Below are 20,677 nucleotides of genomic sequence, written 5' to 3' on the forward strand. Positions count from 1 at the left end.
CTATGTAATGGACCCGATGTGTTCCTGGTGCTGGGGCTTTGCCCCGGTGGCACAAGCGCTGGTGGAGCAGGCCCAGGCGGCCGGCGTGGACGTGCACCTGGTGGTGGGCGGCTTGCGCACCGGCAGCGGCGCGGCGCTGGAGCCGACTACCCGGCGCTACATCCTTGAACACTGGCAGGCCGTCACCGACGCCACCGGCCAGCCTTTCAAGCGTGACGGCGCGCTGCCCGACGGTTTTGTCTACGACACGGAGCCGGCGTGCCGCGCTATCGTCACCGCACGCAGCCTGGCGCCGGATTGCGCCTGGAAGCTGCTGGGGCTGATCCAGCGTGCGTTCTATGTCGAAGGACGGGACGTGACCCTCGCCCATGTGTTGGTTGAGCTGGCCGAGCAGGCCGGCATTCCACGTATCGAGTTTGCCGGCGAGTTCGACCGTGCCGAGCAGCACGCCGCCACGGCGGCCGATTTCACTTGGGTGCAAGACCTGGGCATTGCCGGGTTCCCGACCCTGCTGGCCGAGCGCAACGGCCAGTTGGCCTTGCTGACCAATGGTTACCAGCCGCTGTCCGAGCTGTCGCCGTTACTGGGTCGATGGCTGGAGCGAGCTGCCTGTGTATGAACAGCCTCCACGCACCGACCGCCTGACCTGGGCAGAAATTCGCCGCCTGGCCCTGCGCCACAAGAAATCCCTGTGGGTCGCCAACGGTGTCGCCGTGCTCGCCACCCTGTGCAGCGTGCCTATCCCGCTGTTGTTGCCGTTGCTGGTGGACGAAGTGCTGCTGGGCCATGGCGATGCCGCCCTCAAGGTGATGAACCACGCGCTGCCCCTGGGTTGGCAAAAAGCCGCAGGCTATATCGGCCTTATGCTCTTGGTCACTCTGGCCCTGCGCTGCGGCGCGCTGGTGTTCAACGTGGTGCAGGCGCGGCTGTTTGCGCGCTTGGCCAAGGACATCGTGTACCGCATCCGCGTGCGTCTGATCGAGCGTCTCAAGCGTATCTCTCTGGGTGAGTACGAAAGCCTGGGCAGCGGTACGGTCACCACTCATCTGGTGACCGACCTGGACACCCTGGACAAATTCGTGGGTGAAACCCTCAGTCGCTTCCTGGTGGCGATGCTGACCCTGGTCGGCACCTCGGCGATCCTGGTGTGGATGCATTGGCAACTGGCGTTGTTGATCCTGTTGTTCAATCCGTTGGTGATCTACGCCACGGTGCAATTGGGCAAACGCGTCAAGCACCTCAAGAAGCTGGAAAACGACAGTACTTCACGCTTTACACAGGCGCTGACCGAAACCCTCGATGCCATCCAGGAAGTACGTGCCGGCAACCGCCAGGGCTTTTTCCTCGGGCGGCTGGGCCAGCGTGCCCAGGAAGTGCGTGACTACGCCATTCATTCCCAATGGAAAACCGACGCGTCGAGCCGCGCCAGTGGCTTGCTGTTCCAGTTCGGTATCGACATCTTCCGCGCCGCGGCCATGCTCACCGTGCTGTTTTCCGACCTGTCCATCGGCCAGATGCTCGCAGTGTTCAGTTACCTGTGGTTCATGATTGGCCCGGTGGAACAACTGCTGAACCTGCAATACGCCTATTACGCGGCGGGCGGCGCGCTGTCGCGCATCAACGAGCTGCTGGCGCGTGCCGATGAGCCGCAATACCCAGGCGGCGCAGACCCGTTCAGCGGGCGCGAGACGGTCGGCATCGAAGTGCGTGGCCTCGACTTCGGCTACGGCGAAGACCTGGTACTCAACCAGTTGAACCTGGCCATCGCACCGGGTGAAAAGGTGGCAATTGTCGGCGCCAGCGGCGGCGGTAAAAGCACCCTGGTGCAACTGTTGCTGGGGCTCTACACGCCGCAGGCCGGCAGCATTCGCTTTGGCACTGCCACCCAGCAGGAGATTGGCCTGGAGACCATCCGCGAGAACGTCGCGGTGGTGCTGCAACATCCTGCGCTGTTCAACGATACCGTGCGCGCCAACCTGACCATGGGCCGCACCCGCACCGATCAAGCCTGCTGGCAGGCGCTGGAAATCGCCCAACTGGATGCTACTGTCAAGGCATTGCCCTTGGGCCTGGACAGCGTGGTCGGGCGTTCGGGCGTGCGCTTTTCCGGTGGCCAGCGGCAACGCCTGGCGATTGCCCGCATGGTGCTCGCCGAGCCTAAAGTGGTGATTCTGGACGAGGCCACGTCTGCATTGGATGCGGCGACCGAATACAACCTGCACCAGGCACTGGCGCGGTTTCTCAGCGGGCGTACTACACTGATCATCGCCCACCGGCTGTCTGCGGTGAAGCAGGCTGACCGAGTGTTGGTGTTCGATGGCGGGCACATCGCCGAGGATGGCGACCATCAGCAGTTGATTGCCGATGGTGGGTTGTACGCCAAACTGTACGGACACTTGCAACAAGTACGTTGATTTAGCTTAGGCTGTGCTATCGGGAGCGGATTTTCGCGTGCGTATTAAGCTGTGCATGTGTAAGGGACTTCATGAAGCAAAAGCGGACTCTCGGAACGCCACGCCTGTTGGGTATTGTCTGGCCCTTCATCGCCGTCGTGTTGTTCCAGGCATTGTTAGGCTGCGTCAGTCTCTACGTGCTTTCGGCAGTGCGGGGCTATGTGGCGGGCGAAAGCCTGTGGTCCAAGGGCCAGAAGGATGCCATCTACTACCTGACCCTCTACGCCGATAACCGCAACGACGCCACCTACCTCAAATACCAGCAGGCCATTGCCGTGCCCCAGGGTGGGCATGAATTGCGCATTGCCCCGGACCGTCCCAATCCAGACATGGAGGCCGCGCGCCTGGGTATCCTCAAGGGCGGCAACCATCCGGACGACGTTTCCAGCCTGATCTGGCTGTACCTCAACTTCCGCCATTTCAGCTACCTGGAAAAAGCCATTGAGCTGTGGACGGTGGGCGACGGCTATCTGCTGCAGTTGGATGAGCTGGCCCAGGAGATGCACGGCGCCATTACCTCCGGCTACGTCGGCAGTGACGATGTCCATAGTTGGAAGGCGCGCATCACGGCCATCAATGAAGGGGTGACGCCCGCCGCCAAAGCCTTCAGCGATGCCCTGGGCGAAGGTTCGCGGATGATCCTGCGCCTGTTGTTGATCACCAACCTGGCGACGGCCTTGGGCCTGATCGTGTTGGCGCTGCTGCGCACCCACAAGCTGCTGGCCCAGCGTCATGCCTTTGCCGATGCGCTGCAAGCGGAGAAGGAGCGGGCGCAGATTACATTGGAGTCGATTGGCGACGGGGTGATTACCACCGATGTCGACGGGGCCATTGCCTATATGAACCCTGCCGCTGAAGCCTTGACCCACTGGCGCTCGGAGCAGGCCCAGGGCCTGCCGCTGGCGGCGTTGTTCAAGCTTTTGAATGAAAACGCCGAGCCCGACGGATTCACTCTGATTGAGCACATCGTCAAGGGCCAGTTCAGCGGCGGCAGCGAGCATTCCAAGCTGATCCAGCGCCTGGACGGCAGCACGGTCTCGGTCACCCTGGTGGGCGCGCCGATCCGCAGCGCCGGCAAGATCAGCGGTGCGGTCCTGGTGCTGCACGATATGACCCAGGAACGCCAGTACATTGCCAATCTTTCCTGGCAGGCCACCCATGACGCCTTGACCGGCCTGGCCAACCGTCGCGAGTTCGAGTTCCGCCTTGAACAGGTGCTGCAACAGGTCGCGCGCCAGCAAAGTGGGCGACATGCCTTGATGTTCCTCGACCTCGACCAGTTCAAGCTGGTCAATGACACCTGTGGGCACGCGGCAGGCGATGAATTGTTGCGTCACATCTGCGCGCTGTTGCAATCAGACTTGCGCGAAGGCGATACCCTGGCTCGGTTGGGCGGCGACGAGTTTGGCATCCTGCTGGAAAACTGCCCGGCGCCGGTGGCGGAAAAAATCGCCGAGAGCCTGCGCCATACCGTGCAGAGCTTGCACTTCGTGTGGAAGGGGCGGCCCTTCATGACCACTGTCAGCATCGGCCTGGTGCATATCTCGCAAACCCCGACCACCCTGGAAACCTCCCTGCGCGCCGCCGACATGGCGTGCTACATGGCCAAGGAAAAGGGGCGCAACCGGGTGCAGGTCTACCACGTCGACGACTCGGAATTGTCCCTGCGGTTTGGCGAGATGGCCTGGGTACAGCGGCTGCATATCGCCCTGGAGGAAGATCGCTTTTGCCTCTACGCCCAGGAAATCGCGCCGTTGGGCCCTACCGACGCTGGCAATGGGCACATCGAAATTCTCCTGCGCCTGCATGACGAAGCGGGGCGGATCATTTTACCCAACAGTTTTATTCCGGCGGCCGAGCGTTACGGTTTGATGACGTCCCTGGACCGTTGGGTAGTGGAAAACGTATTCAAGATTATCGCCCGCTGCATGCATGAGCGTCCGGGTCGACCCATGGCCATGTGTGCGATTAATCTGTCAGGCATCACCATTGGCGATGATGACTTTTTGGGTTTTTTACGTCAGAAATTCGATAGTTACAGCATTCCACCGGAAATGATTTGTTTTGAAATAACTGAAACGAGCGCTATAGCCAATTTGGGCAGTGCGATTCGATTTATTAATGAACTCAAAGCGTTAGGGTGCCATTTTTCCCTGGATGACTTTTGCGCCGGAATGTCCTCATTCGCATATTTGAAACATTTACCTGTAGACTTCCTGAAGATCGATGGAAGTTTCGTAAAGGATATGCTGGACGACCCGATTAACCGCGCCATGGTCGAGGTGATCAACCACATCGGCCACGTCATGGGTAAGCGCACGATTGCCGAGTTTGTTGAAACACCCCAGATCGAACAGGCTTTACTTGAGATAGGTGTGGATTACGCTCAGGGCTACCTGATTGAACGCCCGCAATTGTTTACCTTTGATAGCCTGCAGTGCCGACCTGAGCGGCCGCAGCCTCTGTTATTCAAGGCGCCCGGCACTTTCCGCTGAAACATTTGCTGGTCTGTACAATCACACTTGAAAAGGAGCCCCACAGTGATCGACACATTCAACAGAACCGGCCCGCTTATGGAAGCCTCGAGTTACCCCGCCTGGGCGCAGCAACTGATCCAGGACTGTAGCGAGAGCAAGCGTCGGGTTGTCGAGCACGAACTGTACCAGCGCATGCGCGACAACGCCCTCAGCGCCAAGACCATGCGCCACTACCTGATTGGTGGTTGGCCGGTGGTGGAACAGTTTGCCTTGTACATGGCGCAGAACCTGACCAAGACCAAGTTTGCCCGCCATCCTGGGGAGGATATGGCGCGCCGTTGGCTGATGCGCAACATTCGCGTGGAGCTCAACCATGCCGACTATTGGGTCAATTGGGCGCGGGCTCACGGCGTCAGCCTTGAAGAACTGCAAGCGCAGGAGGTGCCGCCCGAGTTGCACGCCCTGAGTCATTGGTGCTGGCACACCAGCTCGGCGGATGCGTTGATCGTCGCGATTGCCGCCACCAACTACGCGATCGAGGGGGCGACGGGGGAGTGGTCCGCCGTGGTCTGCTCTACCGGTGTGTATGCTGCCGCCTTCCCTGAGGAAGATCGCAAGCGGGCGATGAAGTGGCTGAAGATGCACGCCCAATACGACGATGCCCACCCTTGGGAAGCCCTGGAAATCATCTGCACACTGGCCGGGACCAACCCGAGCAAGGCCTTGCAGGAAGAGTTGCGCCAGGCGGTGTGCAAGAGCTACGACTACATGCACTTGTTCCTGGAAAGCTGCATGCGTCTAGAGAATGCGGAAAAAGACAAGGCGCCAGCCGTTCGCGAGCGCCCTGTGCGCATCGCCAGCGAGGCGTGATGTAACGGTTCGGATGGTATTTGTGGCCAGGGAGCTTGCTCCCGTTGGACTGCGTAGCAGGCCCATTCTTTTTAAATAAAGAACGGGGCCGCTTCGCGCCCCAGCGGGAGCAAGCTCCCTCGCCACAACTGACCTTACCCCGCCATCGCCAAGCGGTTGCGGCCTTCGCGCTTGGCCACGTACAACGCATTGTCGGCCCGACGCAGCAGGCTTTCAGCCGACTCGGCGGCCAGCAGCGTAGAACAACCGAGGCTCACGGTCAGTTCGATTCGCGTGCCCTCCACCCAGTAGTCCTGGGCTTGCGCCGCCTGGCGCAGGCGTTCTCCCACCATTTTCGCGGCATCGCGACCGGTGTTGGAGAGCAGGATCAAAAACTCTTCCCCGCCAAACCGAAACACCATGTCCACGTTGCGCAGCTGGCGTTTGATCGCCCCGGCTACGGCGCGCAGTACGCTGTCGCCCGCAGCATGCCCATGGGTGTCGTTGATTTTCTTGAAGTGGTCGATGTCCAGCATCAACAACGACAGCGGGTGCAAATGCCGGCGTGCCATGTCGATTTCTCGCTGCAGCGTCTGGTCCATGGCCACACGGTTGCCGGTTTCGGTCAACGGGTCACGCAGGGCGCTGCGGGTGGCGGCGCGGTAGAGCAGGGCGTTGCGCATCGGATAAAGCAAGGTCACCAGCAGGAGTTCGAGTTGGCTCAGTTCTTCTTCAAGCAACCGCTGGTTGCGACGAAAGACCAGTTCCCCCAGGTGTTCGCCTTCATGGCTCAGGGTGTAGCTGACGGAGTGATGACCCCGGTGGCCAAACTCCAGGCGCAGGTCGCTGGCGGCGTGACGGTATTGCAACGCGTCCAGCGGAACCAGGCGCTGAACCTCACGAAAGAACAGGCCCAGGATGCGCTCCGGCTCCAGGCTGGTCTGCAACTGCTGGTTCAGTTGCTGGCGAAGTTCGGCAAGGGTGGCGGGGCGGCGTGGGCGTAAGGATGGCTGGCCAAATCCCAGGCGTTGCAATTTGGCACTGTCAAAGTCAATTGCGTTGGTCTGGGTGGGGGTTTTCATAAGCGCGTGGCCTCTAAGCACTGGGCTGTCTTACAGGCGGGATGAGGGTGGCGAGTGCCAAGCGTCTTACTGATCCTTCAGTTCCGTAAAACATTGGAAACAGTTTAAACCGCTTTTCATTGGGTTATAACCCCATGGCCCTGCCGCACGTCTTGTCATCGCCGAACCTGCTTGAACAGTACTAGAGCGAGATTCATGCCAAGTGTATTTAGTTGGCAAAAATCCTTATAAATCAATTAACTAATTTTTAAGTAAGAAAAGTCCGTTAAAGCATGGCGCCAGTTATTTGGCTGGTTTGGGCCAGCGTTACCGCCGGCCCGGTTGACGTAACTGTTTCGGTGGGGCGAGTTGCTTGTCGCAAATAAACAACGCTTCGGTTATTCGTGAACAAAGTACACCGCACCCATCACCACTAGACCAGGGTGGTACGGTCGATTTGCGCGATGGAGGTGACCCCGGTCAGGGTCATGGCCACGCGCATTTCCTTGGCGAAGATGTCCAGCAGATTCTCTACCCCATGCTGGCCCTCGGCGGCCAGCGCGTAGGCGGTGGCGCGCCCCAGCAGGCACGCCTTGGCGCCCAGGGCGAGCATGCGCACCACGTCGAGCCCGGAGCGAATGCCGGAGTCCACCAGCACGGTCAAGTCATCGCCCACCGCTTCGGCAATCGGCGGCAACGCCTTGGCCGTGGACAGCACCCCGTCGAGCTGGCGGCCGCCATGGTTGGAGACCACGATGCCGTCGGCACCGAAACTCACCGCGTCCTTGGCATCCTGAGGGTCGAGGATGCCCTTGATGATCATCGGGCCTTTCCAGAACTCGCGGATCCACTCCAGGTCTTTCCAACTGATGGATGGGTCGAAGTTGTTGGCCAGCCAACCAATGTAGTCCTCCAGGTGGGTGGGTTTGCCCAGGTATTTGGAAATATTGCCCAGGTCGTGAGGGCGGCCCATCAAGCCCACGTCGAAGGCCCACTGCGGCTTGGTCACCGCCTGCAACATGCGTCGCTGCGCTGCGTAGGGGCCAGACATGCCCGAGTGCGCATCGCGGTAGCGTGCGCCGGGTGTGGGCATATCCACCGTGAACACCAGGGTGGTCACGCCAGCTGCCTGCGCCCGCTCCAGAGCGTTGCGCATGAAGCCGCGATCCTTGAGCACATACAGCTGGAACCAGATCGACTGCGGGCTTTGCGAGGCCACCTCCTCAATCGAACACACCGACACTGTCGACAGGCAGAAGGGGATGTGTTTGTTGGCCGCCGCCTTGGCTGCTTGCACTTCACCGCGTCGCGCATACATGCCGGTCAGGCCGACCGGGCTAAGGATCACTGGCATCGCCAGTTCGGTACCGAACAGCTGGGTGGTGAGGCTCAGGTCGTCGACATTGCGCAGGATGCGTTGGCGCAGGCTGATCTCGGCCAGGTCCGAACTGTTGGCGCGCAGTGTGTGCTCGGCGTAGGCACCGCCGTCGATGTAATCGAACAGAAAGCGCGGCAACTTGCGCTTGGCCGCAGCGCGGTAATCGGAAGCGGACGAGATGATCATCGACGGTGTCTCCACAGGGCAAAGTGCTACACCCTAAGCAAAGTTATGCCATGATGAAAACAACTTTTATCACTGCCATCCAGTCGTTATAGGAATACTGATGAACCTACGAACATTGCGTGCGTTTGTCGAAGTGGTGCGCCAGGGCGGGTTCTCCCAGGCGGCCGAAGTGGTTGCCCTGACTCAGTCCACCGTCAGCAAAGCGGTCAAGACCCTTGAGGGCGAATTAGGCATGCCGCTGCTCAATCGCCTCGGCCACAAGAACGAACTCACCGCCGCCGGCGAAATTGCCTACCGCCGCGCCTTGGTAATGCTCGCCGAACGCACCGACCTGATGGCTGAAATCAACGACCTGCGCGGCCTCCAGCGCGGCGTGCTGCGCATCGGCCTGCCGCCGGTAGGGTGCGGAGTCTTGTTTGCGGCGATGTTCGCCACTTACCGCAGCCGTTACCCGGGCATCGACATCGAACTGACGGAGTACGGCAGTAAAAGGCTGCGCGAATGCCTGGAAGCAGGGGAGGTGGACCTTGCCGCCTTGCTGCTGCCGGTTGATGAAGGTTTTGACTACCAACCGGTGCGCAACGAGCCATTGATCGCCGTATTGCCCATGGGTCACCCACTGGCCCAGCGCGAGCGCATCGACTTCACCGACCTGGCCGACTCACCCTTCATCCTGTTCGAGGCCGGCTTTGCCCTCAATGCCAAGATCCTCAGCGCCTGTGAACGCAAAGGCGTGACCCCCAAAGTCACCGCCCGCAGCGGGCAAATAGACTTTATCGTCGACCTGGTCACCGCAGGGCTGGGCGTTGCCTTCCTGCCTAGGATGCTGGCGCACAAACACCAACATCCCGGCATCGCCTTGATCCCCCTGGACGAGCCTCATACCGATTGGCACATCGCCCTGGCCTGGCGCGCGAGCGCCCACTTGCCGCCGGCGGCAAGGGCCTGGCTGGATTTGGCCAAGGAACCGCCGTATTCAAGCGAGCAGGGGGACGATTTGCGGAAAATTTCTGAGGACGCTTGACTTCTTCTTTTTAATCAGTAACATACGGCGCATTCCGCGATAGCTCAGTTGGTAGAGCAAATGACTGTTAATCATTGGGTCCCTGGTTCGAGTCCAGGTCGTGGAGCCAGATAGAGAAAAGCCTGCAGAGATGCAGGCTTTTTTTTGCTTGGGATTTGACCCAGCAAACCAAACGCTTAGCGCGGTTCCCATGATGCCATCTCTAATCCTTCGATTCAGAGGTAAGGCCAATGAAAGTCGCTGCAGTCGTTTCAACCAAAGGCGGGCCGGGGAAAACCGCGGTTGGCGCCAATCTAGGCGCGTTCTGCGCCGACGCGTGTCATTGGACCTTACTGATCGATCTCGATCCCAGCCGTCACTGTCCTTGTTCTATACGCTAATGCGTGAGGCGCCGGGCGGGACCTACCAACTGATCGTTAATAATGAAATGCCTCCGCGGAGCGCTTTCTTCTGTCGGTAATGAGGTGAAGCGCCGAGCCAGGCATTTGATAAAATTGCTAGCGAATGTGGCCGCGGAAGTATCAACGGCCTTTAATAATTCACTATTATGAAAAACTATGATCAGTGCATAGGTGTAGACGCTAACTCAAAACCACCATTGATAACGAACTGAACACCCATACAAACCAGTAGAAAACCAACGACTCGGGAAATTGCATCGATTCCTGACTCACCAAGCACTTTCATGATTCGCCCCGAACATCTTAAAGCTATCCAGAAAATAAGCGCAGTAATGATGAATACGGTTGCGGCTGCAAGGTGAATGACGAGTGGTAGGTTCTGGTAGGTCGACTGCAGGGTAGAGGCGGAGCTGATAAGCAACGCTATCGTGCCGGGGCCTGCTGCACCAGGAAGAGCTAAAGGTACAAATGACAGATCGCGGAAATGTGGGGTTGATTTCTCTTTCTCTGAAAGGAAATCTTTCTGAACCTCCGTTTCGTCAGGTGTCGTTGCTGGAAAAAGCATGGCGAAACCGATGTAGGTAACGATCAGGCCTCCGGCTATTCTCAAGCCGGGAACAGATATTCCGAATACCTGCATTACCAGGCTGCCTCCGTAGAAGCTGACAAACATAATCAGAGCTACATACAAGCTTGCCTTCAGGATTTGCCGGTTACGCTCTACTGTAGGCAGCTTTCCTCCAAGTCCTAGTAAAAGGGAGATGCTAGTTAGAGGATTGGCCATAGGAAGCAGGGCTAATAGTCCAATAAGAACATGATGAAAGTAATTACCCATAGTGTTTTTACTCGGTTATGCAACGAATAGGAGGCTATAAGATTATTAAGGTCGTACGTCATCTGCCCTAACGAACCGATATCAAGTCAGGACTCAATCAGGAAAGTATTTTTTTGCCTCTTCCGTGGTATAGCGCAGAAAGATCTGCACCGCCTGCGGAATCAAGCGCCGTGAAAGTAGAAAAGCATACAGCGACATGTTCTGGAGGGTATAGCCAGGTAAAACACGTACCAGTTTGCCGCTCTCTACGGCGTCATTGGCGCTGGGCAAATTGAACTGCGCGATGCCAAGTCCGCGCAGAGTAAGGTCCATGCGCGCATCGTTCGGTGTGGCAAGCAGGATAGCTTGCACCGGCGTCAGGTGTTTATGTCCTTGGGGGTCGATCAGCTCCCACTCGGGTTCTCCCTGACGCCCAAGGCAGGGCCATTGCAGGAGATCGTCCGGTACACGCGGAGGTTTCCTGCCGGCCAGTAACAGGGGAGAAGCGAATAACCCTTGTGGCATTGAACAGATTGGCCGAGCAACCAGCGACTTGTTAATCACTTCGGCGCGGCGATGACTGAAGTAGACATCCACTGGCTCTTCAATGGGGTTTGGCACGCGTGTGCTGGCCTCCACTTCAAAATGAATTTCGTGCTGTTCTTCCAGCATTCGAGCGATAGCCGGGTTGATAAACCAGTGCACAACCTCGGGCGATCCGACGACCCGGATGCGTCCTCTAATTTTTCCATCATCCGACTTGATCGCGCTTTCGACCTCTTGAAGGCCTTCGAACAAGGGCGCGATTTCGCTATAGAGCCGCTCGCCCGGGTCCGTCAATCGCATAGAGGGCATCCGATTGAACAAGCGCAGACCCAGGTGCTCCTCCAGCCGGGTCACGGCGCGACTGATGCTTGAAGTGTTCTGCCCAAGCCGTTCAGCCGCACGGCTGAAGTTCAATGTTTCCGCGGCAACGAGGAAGGTGTGGTATTCGCTCCACATGGCGTTGCTTTTATGCAATGTATAGTTGCTCCATATGGCATGGCTAAAATTAATAGACTAACACTATCATCACCAAGTCTGAGAGCCATTTAGCGTATAGGAGTTCAACTGTGACCTCGATAAATCGTATTTTTGCCAGCCTAGTTGCCTTGATGGGGCTGGGGCTATTGTTAGGTGGAGCTTACCTCTTAACCCTTGGCGGATCGTTTTATTACGTGCTGGCCGGATGGGCCTATCTGAGCGCTGGCGTCATGCTTTGGCGTAGGCAAGTTTGTGGAGTATGGCTGCTGGTAGCGGTTGCCGTGCTGAGTGTTCCATGGGCGCTCTGGGAGTCAGGCACGTTCTATTGGGCGCTGTTTCCACGCCTGCTCGTACCGGCAGCGTTGGCGAGCATCGGCTTGCTCCTGTTATCCACTTGGTCGCCTGCGGACTCCCGGCGTCGGATACGCGGCCTGGGTGTACTAGCGTTATTAGGGACGGCTGTGTTCTTTGGGTTTGCCTTTACTCCACATGGTGTCGTCTCGCCTGTCTCGGGCACACCTTTTACTGCAGCAGCCACAAACACCACGCCTTCAAATTGGTCCGCATATGGCCGAACCACTGCGGGTACGCGCTACGCGCCCTTTACGCAGATCAACCGTGACAACGTTCAGGACCTGAAAGTGGCCTGGACGTATCGTACCGGCGCGAAGATCCAGTTGGACAAGGGCGCCGTGGATTCGAACACCCCATTGCAAATTGAAGATACGTTGTTCACTTGCACACCCGATGATCGCATTGCTGCCATCGATGCAGATACGGGGGTAGAACGTTGGAAATTCGATACCCATAGTGCATCTCCTATCTGGAACCGTTGCCGCGGCCTGGGTTACTACAAGCTCAAGGAGGCGCCGGCTGATGGCGTCTGTGCGGAACGAATCGTCAATTCCACCATCGATGCGCGCCTGATCGAACTAGATTCCAAGACCGGCAAGCAGTGCCCAGGTTTTGGCAGCGACGGCGTCGTCGACCTGAAGCAGGGAATGGGCGACGTTAAGCCTGGGTTCTACTTTCAGACCTCCGCGCCGCTGGTGGCGCGCGACTACATTATTATCAGTGGCTGGGTAGTTGATAACTACAGTCGCGGTGAGCCGTCAGGCGTGATCCGCGCCTTTGATGCCCGCACCGGCGCACTGGCATGGGCGTGGGACCTGGGCAACCCGGACATAACCGGCTTGCCACCGGCGGGGCAGACCTACACGCCCGGCACGCCCAACATGTGGACCGCCGCTGCCTATGACGACCAGTTGGGTCTTATCTATGCGCCGCTGGGAAATGCCACGCCGGACTTTTTCGGCATGGAGCGTCCACCGCACTCGGATGAATACAACTCTTCCCTTGTCGCCCTCGATATCATGACGGGTCGCCCGAAATGGAAATTCCAGACCGTCCATCACGACATCTGGGACTACGACTTGCCTTCTCAACCCGCGCTGGTCGATTTGCCTGACGGCCAAGGCGGAACCATCCCCGGGGTATTGCAAACCACCAAGCGTGGCCAGCTTTTCCTGCTAAATCGCGCCACCGGGGAGCCGATTGCGGACGTCGTCGAAAAGCCCGTGCCTACGGCCGGTGCGGTACCTGAAGAAAAGCTTTCGCCTACACAGCCTTATTCGGTAGGGATGCCGACTATCGGTGCCGAACACCTCACCGAGAAGAAGATGTGGGGGGCAACCATGTTCGACCAACTCATGTGCCGCATCATGTTCAAGCAACTGCGCTACGAGGGGGACTTTACGCCGATCGGTCTGACCAAGGCACTGGATCAGCCCGGCAATATCGGAGGATTCAACTGGGGTAGCGTCTCCTACGACCCCGTTAATCATCTGGCTTACATGAACGATATCCGGGTGCCGAACATCTTTTGGCTGATGCCTCGTGATGAATTCAATACTTGGACAAAAACCCACCAGATCGAGGTGAGCGGACATGGGCCATCACCGCAGTTGAAAACACCTTACGGTCAAGCCATTTATATCTGGATGTCATCCCTAGGGGTTCCGTGCAACCAGCCACCCTATGGGACCGTCACGGCGGTCGATCTGAATACGCACAAGGTGGCCTGGCAAGTGCCGGCTGGCACCACAGAGCAATTGGGGCCACTGGGTATCGCATCACACCTGCCCATGCCCATGGGCATGCCAACTTATGCAGGAACGATGACCACGGCAGGCGGCCTCGTATTCTTTGCGGGTTATCAGGACTACTACATCCGGGCATACGACGGGCAAAGTGGCAAACTCGTCTGGGAACATGAATTACCGGTCGGCGCCAGCGCCACGCCGATCTCCTACGTCTCGCCGACGACGGGCAAACAGTACGTTGTCATTTCCGTAGGCGGGGCAGCGCATTCTCCCGACACCGGTGACTATGTAATGGCCTTCAGCCTTCCGACATCCCAACCGTGAAGCGTCTGCAGCGACAGCAAAAGAAGGCGTTACTTGTACATGGCCAGCGCTGAATACGTGTTCAAAGCTGACGAGAAACCGGCGATGGCGGGCAGTCCTTATAAGCCCAGGCTGTCGCCGGCCAGGCGTGGCATATATTTTGTCGTAGGCTTATTCCTCGGGACCTGCACGACGCTGTGCAACGGCCTGGTGGCGAGCAATCTAGGCGTAATCTCTGGCTCTATTGGCGAGTACACGGCTCAGGTCTCATGGTTGGTGGCAGTTTTTCTGGCGATCAATGCCAGCGCCAACCTGACCTTGGTCAAGGCCCGGATGCAGTTCGGAATCCCTTTGGTCACGGCAAGCATTGTCGGTACCTACATCGCTGCCTGTGTGCTGCAGTTACTGTGGCCCACTTTGACAACTGCGGTCATTGCCACGGCGATCAACGGCTTGATGTGCGCGACGTTGATCGCCTTGAGTACCTATTATCTGATGCAGGCCCTAGCCCCATCGGCCCAGCCGATGGCCCTGATTATCAGCGTAGGGCTTACCCAGATAGGATCGCCGGTGGCGCGCATGATTCCCGTGGAATTTCTCGCCTCGGAACATTGGCTGGGGCTGCACTTGTTGAATCTGGGCATTGGTATGGCGGTGTTGGGTGTGACGTTGGCGGTGCCTTTGCCACGCAGTGATAGGGCCAGTGTGTTTTCTGCCTCGGACGCAGTCGTGATTGTATTGCTGGTTTCATCCTTCCTGCTGTTTGCCGGTGTGCTTGGCCTCGGCCGGAGCTATTGGTGGACCGACGCGCCCTTTCTCGGCTGGATGCTGGTGGCGGCTATCTCGTTGCTGGTGACGGTGGTGTTCATTGAACGACGTCGGCGTCAGCCGCTGTTGCAATTGGAATGGCTGGGCAGTTTCGACTTGATGCGTTTTGTTGCGATTGCGCTGCTGGTTCGGCTATCGCTGGCCGAGCAGACTTTCGGCTCGGTAGGTTTGCTATCAATGGGCGGGCTCAATAACGATCAGTTGCGTGTCCTGTTTGCGTGCGTACTGGTGTCGATGCTGATGGGGATCGTCGTCGCTTGCCTGACGTTGTCGCCCAAACGTATCCCCTGGCAGGTCATGGTCGCGGCGTTGTTTATCGCAACGGGAGCGTATCTGGACTCGCAATCCACCAGCCTCACGCGTGCGCCGCAACTGTACCTGAGCCAGTGTTTGATTGGGTTCGGTGCGACGCTGTTCATCGGGCCTGCCTTGATCTTTGGCTTTCTCAAACTGTTCGCGAAGGGACCTCAGTACATGATCACGCTCGTGGTCCTGTACGGGGCGAGCCAGAGTATCGGTAGCCTGGCAGGGTCGGCTGTAATGGGCAGCTACGAGTTCATCAGAACCCAGTCCCATATCGCTAGCCTGGCGGACAGTACGCCGATCACCAATCCTCTTGTTGTAGCGCGCCTCGGCATTGGCGAGGCGTTGCTTTCGAGTCATATAGCCGACCCGGAACAGCGTCAGAAACAGGGCAGCAAGCTGCTAGGACAAGCGTTGCAGCAACAGGCTAGCGTACTGGCATTCAATGACGTCTTTCGCATCGTGTCAGTGCTGGCTTTTGGCACCGCGATGTATGTGTTTTATCTGCAGATGTCGGCTTTTTTCCTCTCGCGCATCCGTCGCGAGCCTGAGAACGTAAATGACTGATTCCATGACTGCTCCATCGGATGTTGAACACACTGCTTCTCATTGGTCGCCCCCGCCCCGTGGCCGTTTGCAAGGCATCATCATGGTGCTGGCTGCGATTGGCGTTATTACGATCGTCCTGTACATCTGGAAGTTGCCGCCTTTTGACGCAGGTCTGCAACAGACAGATAACGCCTATGTGAGGGGGAGAACCACGGTGATTGCCCCTCAGGTCAGCGGCTATATCGTCCAGGTGGCCGGGCAGGATTTCGCGCAGGTCAAGCGAGGCGAGGTCCTTGTGCGTATTGACGATGAGGTCTATCAGGCGCAGGTAGATGAGGCGACGGCCAATCTTGGCGTCGCCAATGCCGACCTCTCCAACAACCAGCAGGCGCACGCTGCTCGCATGGCGGGCATCGAGAGTCAAGTTGCAGCTATGGCCGGTGCGCAGGCGCGCTTATTGCGTGCCCGCGCTGACATGCAGCGCGCAAACGCGTTGGTCATGGATGGCGCCATTTCTACGCGCGAGCGCGACCAGGCACGAGCCGATTTCAGTCAAGCCCAGGCCGAGGTACAGCAGGCGGGTGCGCAAGAGTCGATTGCTCGGGAGGAGTTGCGTACCGTGGATGTCGGCCGTGAAGGTCTGGAAGCCCAGGTGCGGGTGGCACAGGCAAAACTGCGTGCGGCTCAGATTGATCTTAATCACACGGTCATCCAGGCGCCGGAGGATGGCGTGCTCGGAGAAGTGGGCGTGCGGTTGGGCCAATTCGTGACCCACGGTACACAATTGATGTCGGTAGTTCCCGCTGACCACTGGATAGTCGCGAACTACAAGGAGGCGCAGACTAAGGCTATTGCGCCCGGGCAGATCGCGACGCTCAGGATTGATGCGTTAGGAGGGGCGACGCTAAAGGGGCATGTCGAGCGGCTCTCACCAGCGACGGGCTCGGAATTCGCGGTGCTCAAGCCGGACAATGCAACGGGCAATTTCGTCAAGGTACCGCAGCGTATCGGGGTGCGCATATCTGTTGATCCGGACCAGCCTTTCGAGTCTTCGCTGCGCCCGGGCATGTCGGTTGAGGTCGATGTCGATACGCTTCATCGGTGAGGAGGCGGCTATCAGCATTCAGTTGCTGTTGAGAGTCCCAGGACCCCTCCGTGAATTTCCCTGACTTCTTACGAGCTGAAAGCATCAGCGCTTTTTGAGCATCATTGAGTTCGCGGAACCGGGCGATTTTGTTGACCTCGTCAGGCGGTATGTTCATACATATCCACCACTCAATCATGTTCAGCATCGGTTCTGCCGCTTTGAGTATTGGAGGGGCGGTTCAACGGTGAAGCGCGCTACGGCCCGGTAACAGGCCGCAGCGCCGAGATGAGGGGGAGAGACAGAGGGAAGGGGTTCAGCCGTGAATATGTTCAGCCGCATGCATGGCCAGGTAGGCATCCAGCTTCTTGTCTTTCAAACCCAAGGTGTCGAGAATTTGGGCCATGAAACTGACCGGCGCGCTGCCAGGAGCCGTGACCACTCCCTGGTCGGCAACGGCGTACGGTACGTCTTGGTAATAATCTGCTCCGCGATAATGCACCTGCTTGAGGTTGTCAGCGGAGTTGGAGGTGTGCTGCAAGTGATCCAGCACTCCAGCCTTGGCCAGTACGCGGGTACCGTCACAGATTCCCGCCACGACGATGTTCCTGGCGTGAGCCTCACGGACCAGCGCCTCGATGGCGGGGGCGTTGTCTGTTCTCCAGATCGGGCCTCCCGGCACAATCAGCAAGTCGACATCGTCCAGCCGAATGGCCTCGATGGCCAGGTCGGGAATGATGGTCATGCCACCGGATGATGTCACTTGCTTGCCACCGGGAGCGGCAAAAAAAGTCTCGAAGCCATAGTAGGCACGGCCCGTGGAATTGATCAGCGCGGGCTCCCAGTCAGAAAAATTCTCGGTGAGGATAGTAACGGCACGTACCATTTGAGTGTCCTTCTCAAGTTTCCATGATAATCAGCAGCAACCTGCCCAGCAGGGTTGTCCTGGTGGGCATTGCTGTCGAGTGTACTCGCCAGCGGGGCTGATGAATGGTGTGGTGGAGTATTGGCAGTATGTGTTTCAACTGGCAATGACAGTGATCAACGCGGCGGCATGTTCAGGCGTGAAACGTTGAGAGGGTGTTCTGGTGCGCTGCGCAGCTCGCCGTTGGCGACCTGGCCTGGCAGCAAGTCTGCCTCCAGCGCAGCGGCTTTAGAGCGGCCCGGCGCCTGCACTGGGTAAGCATAAAGGCTGTGCATCTAAAACGTGCGCGGTGATTGAGCCGCTGGCGGGATGGAGTCGAACCGTTGCGCAAGGCTCCAGCCTGATAGCCGCTGCAGCTCATCGACATCGATCGACTCATCTTCCTGCGCGGTGTAGCACTCGTCACCACTGCGCCTGTCATCGGGATAGACCATAAAACCACCACGGCCGTCAGGGCAGTCGGGCAGATACACCGAGGTCAGGTTGCGTTGCTCATCGAGGTGCGCATTCAAGCGCGCGATATAGATACCCATCGAAACCGCCACACCAATAACCAGCACCACGCAGGCGACCAACTGGCTGGCATAGTTGGCGCCCAGCTCATCACGACGCACGGGCGACATGACACGACCCTGTCTGCTCAACATTCTGGCCAATCAGAAACCAGCCACTGCCTCCCATGCGTACCAACTGAGTTTGCTATGGAAGGATGCCCACCATCAGCGCGAGGAAAATCACGGCTAACAGCACCCCTTTGATCATCGAATACAGGTTCATGACGGTGACGAGCTCTGGATAAGAAGAGCCTTAGCCTAAGCAGCACGGGGTTAACACCAGGTAAACATCGCAGGAAACAGCCCGACTTCCGCTATCCTTCACACCGCTGAGCACCATCTGCCCGAGGGTTTTTCCGTGCATATTCATCTGCTGCTGGTCGAGGACAACCTGGACCTGGCCACCACTGTCATCGAGTACCTGGAGATCAGCGGAATCGTCTGCGATCACGCCAGCAATGGCCAGGCCGGGCTCAACCTGGCGCTCAACCAGCATTACGACGTCATTCTGCTGGACATCATGCTGCCGCGACTGAACGGCCAGCAGTTGTGCGCAGGGTTACGCCAGCAAGGCATCCAGACCCCCATCCTGATGCTGACCTCGCTGGATGCGTTGCCCGACAAGCTCGCCAGTTTTGCTGCGGGAGCCGACGACTATCTGGTCAAGCCGTTCGAGCTTGCCGAGCTGGTGGCGCGGATTCGCGCCTTGAGCCTGCGGCGCAGCGGCCAGACCAGCCGCCTGCAAGTAGACGACTTGGTCATGGAGCTGACCACCCGCCAAGTCAGCCGGGCAGGGCAGGAGCTGCATCTGTCACCCATTTGCTGGGCCTTGCTGGAGCACTTGATGCGGGCCAGTCCCGAGCCTGTTCCCAGGGAGCGGTTGGAAAGCAAAATCTGGGGCGATGAGCCGCCCGACAGTAATACGCTCAAAGTGCATATGCATCGGCTGCGCAAGACGGTAGACAAACCTTTTGGCCGGCCATTGATCCATACCCTGGCGGGTGTCGGCATCCAGGTAAAGGCCCATGCGTAGCGGCCTGAGCCTGAAGTGGGTAATCAGCGGCAGTTTCCTGTGTCTGATTGCGGTGGTGCTGGTGATCTATAGCAGGCTGCTGCCTGAATTCACCGTGCGCGGCCTGTTCTACACCGCCAGCGCGATGATGGAGGAGGAAGCCCTGTATTTTCTCCGGCACTACAAACAGGACCCGACCACGCCGACGCCGCACAATTACTACTACACCAGCGTCATCGGCAAGGAGGCGTTGCCGCAGGACGTGCGCGAGTTGCTGAATGCACCGCCGAGCCTGTCCTTTGGTGCGGTGAATATCTTCGGCGATCTCTATTCCGATGACGACGAGGCGCCGTTCCATATCGTTCTCGAACAACCTCTGGGCGACGGCAAAACCCTCTACATGTATGACATCGACCACGATAAGGAAGTAGGGGGAGAGGTGGAGACGCCATTGTCCGACGCCTACTTTGACCAGGTACTGGAAAGCGTCCAGCTCATCAGCCTGGCCGTATTCGTGCCGGCGCTGATTATCATCGCGCTGTTGGTGTGGTGGTTGGTGCGTCCGCTGGGACGTCTGATCCAATGGTCCAGCACCCTGAACAATCCTGACGCCCTGGCCAGCGAGCGGCCGGGTTTCAACTTCAAGGAGTTCAATATGTTGGCCGATGCCCTGGCCAAAAGTGTTGAACAAGTGCAGGCCGCCAGCCAGCGAGAAGGCCGTCTGTTGCGCTACACCAGCCATGAACTGCGCACGCCGCTGGCGGTGCTCAAGGCCAATATCGAATTGTTGGCCCTGCAATCGGGTGGTGTGCTACCACCCTCGTTGCAGCGCGTAGAACGCTCGGTGCTCAATATGCAGCTCATCGCCGAGACATTGCTGTGGATGAGTCGCGAACGTCCAGAGTCGTTGCCCGAGGAAGACGTTAATCTGAGCGAAGTAGTTGGCGAACTGATTGAAAGGCACCGCTACCTGATCGGTCACCGGGATATTGAGCTAAGCATCGACATCCACAACGAACCTTGCCGGCTGCCCCCTACGGCGTGCCGTATCGTGATCGGCAACTTCCTGCGCAATGCGCTGCAATACGCGGAAGAGGGCACGGTGGATATCAGTTTCAAATACCCCCGGCTGGTGATTGCCAATTACATCAGTGAGGTCAAGCCGCGGCAGGAGTCCGATGATTTTGGATATGGGCTTGGGTTGCAGTTGATGCGGCAGTTGTGCGCAAAGCTGGGCTGGCAGATTGAGGTGATCCGCGAGCAGCAACGGTTTACGGTCATTCTTGATTTTACGAATGTACGGGACACGCCGCCGGCAGACGGCGCACCTGTAGTCTGTTGAACGATTGTG

General features: G+C 58.3%; 17 protein-coding genes, 1 tRNA gene and 1 pseudogene. 12 read left to right on the plus strand and 7 right to left on the minus strand.

The features are described from left to right. Positions 1 to 16: 16 nt before the first annotated feature. The 4 genes from FXO12_RS28110 (at position 17) to FXO12_RS28125 (ending at position 5,800) form a co-directional block, all read left to right on the plus strand. A complete protein-coding gene (locus tag FXO12_RS28110) occupies positions 17 to 619 on the plus strand; it encodes a DsbA family protein (protein ID WP_170949794.1) in 603 nt (200 codons plus the stop codon). Continuing rightward, the gene (locus FXO12_RS28115) at positions 612 to 2,414 is read left to right on the plus strand and encodes an ABC transporter ATP-binding protein (RefSeq protein WP_034126161.1); all 1,803 of its coding nucleotides are present in this window, start codon (positions 612 to 614) and stop codon (positions 2,412 to 2,414) included. Before FXO12_RS28110 ends, FXO12_RS28115 begins: the two co-directional genes overlap by 8 nt. A gap of 71 nt (positions 2,415 to 2,485) precedes the next feature. Next, positions 2,486 to 4,948: an EAL domain-containing protein gene (locus FXO12_RS28120; RefSeq protein WP_160049786.1), complete on the plus strand. Its 2,463-nt coding sequence runs from the start codon at positions 2,486 to 2,488 to the stop codon at positions 4,946 to 4,948. A gap of 78 nt (positions 4,949 to 5,026) precedes the next feature. Next, the gene (locus FXO12_RS28125; protein WP_153474739.1) at positions 5,027 to 5,800 is read left to right on the plus strand and encodes a TenA family transcriptional regulator; all 774 of its coding nucleotides are present in this window, start codon (positions 5,027 to 5,029) and stop codon (positions 5,798 to 5,800) included. 134 nt (positions 5,801 to 5,934) lie between these two features. Here FXO12_RS28125 and FXO12_RS28130 read toward each other — a convergent pair whose 3' ends face one another. Continuing rightward, on the minus strand, positions 5,935 to 6,861 hold the full coding sequence (locus tag FXO12_RS28130) for a GGDEF domain-containing protein (protein WP_054896309.1): 927 nt from the start codon (positions 6,859 to 6,861) through the stop codon (positions 5,935 to 5,937). Between the two features lie 412 nt (positions 6,862 to 7,273). Next, on the minus strand, positions 7,274 to 8,404 hold the full coding sequence (gene lldD, locus FXO12_RS28135; RefSeq protein WP_003192725.1) for an FMN-dependent L-lactate dehydrogenase LldD: 1,131 nt from the start codon (positions 8,402 to 8,404) through the stop codon (positions 7,274 to 7,276). Between the two features lie 100 nt (positions 8,405 to 8,504). Between lldD and FXO12_RS28140 the strand changes: the two genes are divergently transcribed. The 3 genes and pseudogenes from FXO12_RS28140 to FXO12_RS28150 form a co-directional block, all read left to right on the plus strand. Continuing rightward, positions 8,505 to 9,428 carry a LysR family transcriptional regulator gene (locus tag FXO12_RS28140; RefSeq protein ID WP_057977033.1) on the plus strand — a complete coding sequence of 308 codons (924 nt, stop codon included), beginning with the start codon at positions 8,505 to 8,507 and terminating at the stop codon, positions 9,426 to 9,428. A 33-nt stretch (positions 9,429 to 9,461) separates the two neighbouring features. Then, a tRNA-Asn gene (locus tag FXO12_RS28145) sits at positions 9,462 to 9,537 on the plus strand. Between the two features lie 121 nt (positions 9,538 to 9,658). Further along, positions 9,659 to 9,855, plus strand: a pseudogene (locus FXO12_RS28150) (ParA family protein); the annotation flags it as partial. Between the two features lie 134 nt (positions 9,856 to 9,989). On the opposite strand, the gene FXO12_RS28155 reads toward FXO12_RS28150, so the two are convergent. Both FXO12_RS28155 and FXO12_RS28160 read right to left on the minus strand, forming a co-directional pair. Then, the gene (locus tag FXO12_RS28155) at positions 9,990 to 10,664 is read right to left on the minus strand and encodes a MarC family NAAT transporter (RefSeq protein WP_057977035.1); all 675 of its coding nucleotides are present in this window, start codon (positions 10,662 to 10,664) and stop codon (positions 9,990 to 9,992) included. A 93-nt stretch (positions 10,665 to 10,757) separates the two neighbouring features. Then, positions 10,758 to 11,663 carry a LysR family transcriptional regulator gene (locus FXO12_RS28160; protein WP_057977037.1) on the minus strand — a complete coding sequence of 302 codons (906 nt, stop codon included), beginning with the start codon at positions 11,661 to 11,663 and terminating at the stop codon, positions 10,758 to 10,760. Between the two features lie 134 nt (positions 11,664 to 11,797). Here FXO12_RS28160 and FXO12_RS28165 point away from each other — a divergent pair, with 134 nt between their 5' ends. From FXO12_RS28165 to FXO12_RS28175, 3 genes are read left to right on the plus strand one after another with little or no spacing between them, the layout of a single operon-like run. Next, the gene (locus FXO12_RS28165) at positions 11,798 to 14,092 is read left to right on the plus strand and encodes a membrane-bound PQQ-dependent dehydrogenase, glucose/quinate/shikimate family (protein WP_057977058.1); all 2,295 of its coding nucleotides are present in this window, start codon (positions 11,798 to 11,800) and stop codon (positions 14,090 to 14,092) included. A 39-nt stretch (positions 14,093 to 14,131) separates the two neighbouring features. Beyond that, positions 14,132 to 15,769 (plus strand): hypothetical protein, encoded by a 1,638-nt coding sequence (locus FXO12_RS28170; RefSeq protein WP_057977039.1) that lies wholly within the window; start codon positions 14,132 to 14,134, stop codon positions 15,767 to 15,769. Then, positions 15,762 to 16,856 carry an HlyD family secretion protein gene (locus FXO12_RS28175; RefSeq protein WP_057977041.1) on the plus strand — a complete coding sequence of 365 codons (1,095 nt, stop codon included), beginning with the start codon at positions 15,762 to 15,764 and terminating at the stop codon, positions 16,854 to 16,856. Before FXO12_RS28170 ends, FXO12_RS28175 begins: the two co-directional genes overlap by 8 nt. A gap of 295 nt (positions 16,857 to 17,151) precedes the next feature. Here the strand turns inward: FXO12_RS28175 and FXO12_RS28180 are convergent, their stop codons facing one another. The 3 genes from FXO12_RS28180 to FXO12_RS28190 all read right to left on the minus strand — a co-directional run bounded on the left by FXO12_RS28180 (position 17,152) and on the right by FXO12_RS28190 (position 18,383). Then, entirely contained in the window at positions 17,152 to 17,721 is a 570-nt protein-coding gene (locus FXO12_RS28180; protein ID WP_057977043.1) for a type 1 glutamine amidotransferase family protein, read from the minus strand. A gap of 155 nt (positions 17,722 to 17,876) precedes the next feature. After that, positions 17,877 to 18,035 carry a hypothetical protein gene (locus FXO12_RS28185; protein WP_155290827.1) on the minus strand — a complete coding sequence of 53 codons (159 nt, stop codon included), beginning with the start codon at positions 18,033 to 18,035 and terminating at the stop codon, positions 17,877 to 17,879. Further along, positions 18,036 to 18,383, minus strand: a complete 348-nt coding sequence (locus tag FXO12_RS28190; protein WP_034126171.1) for a hypothetical protein — start codon at positions 18,381 to 18,383, stop codon at positions 18,036 to 18,038. Between the two features lie 289 nt (positions 18,384 to 18,672). On the opposite strand from FXO12_RS28190, the gene FXO12_RS28195 reads away from it, so the two are divergent. Then, positions 18,673 to 19,347, plus strand: a complete 675-nt coding sequence (locus FXO12_RS28195; RefSeq protein WP_060773055.1) for a response regulator transcription factor — start codon at positions 18,673 to 18,675, stop codon at positions 19,345 to 19,347. Then, on the plus strand, positions 19,340 to 20,668 hold the full coding sequence (locus tag FXO12_RS28200) for a HAMP domain-containing sensor histidine kinase (RefSeq protein ID WP_057977047.1): 1,329 nt from the start codon (positions 19,340 to 19,342) through the stop codon (positions 20,666 to 20,668). Before FXO12_RS28195 ends, FXO12_RS28200 begins: the two co-directional genes overlap by 8 nt. The last annotated feature ends 9 nt before the right edge of the window (positions 20,669 to 20,677 follow it).

Source organism: Pseudomonas sp. J380 (genome assembly GCF_009827115.1).
Lineage (GTDB): Bacteria > Pseudomonadota > Gammaproteobacteria > Pseudomonadales > Pseudomonadaceae > Aquipseudomonas > Aquipseudomonas paracarnis.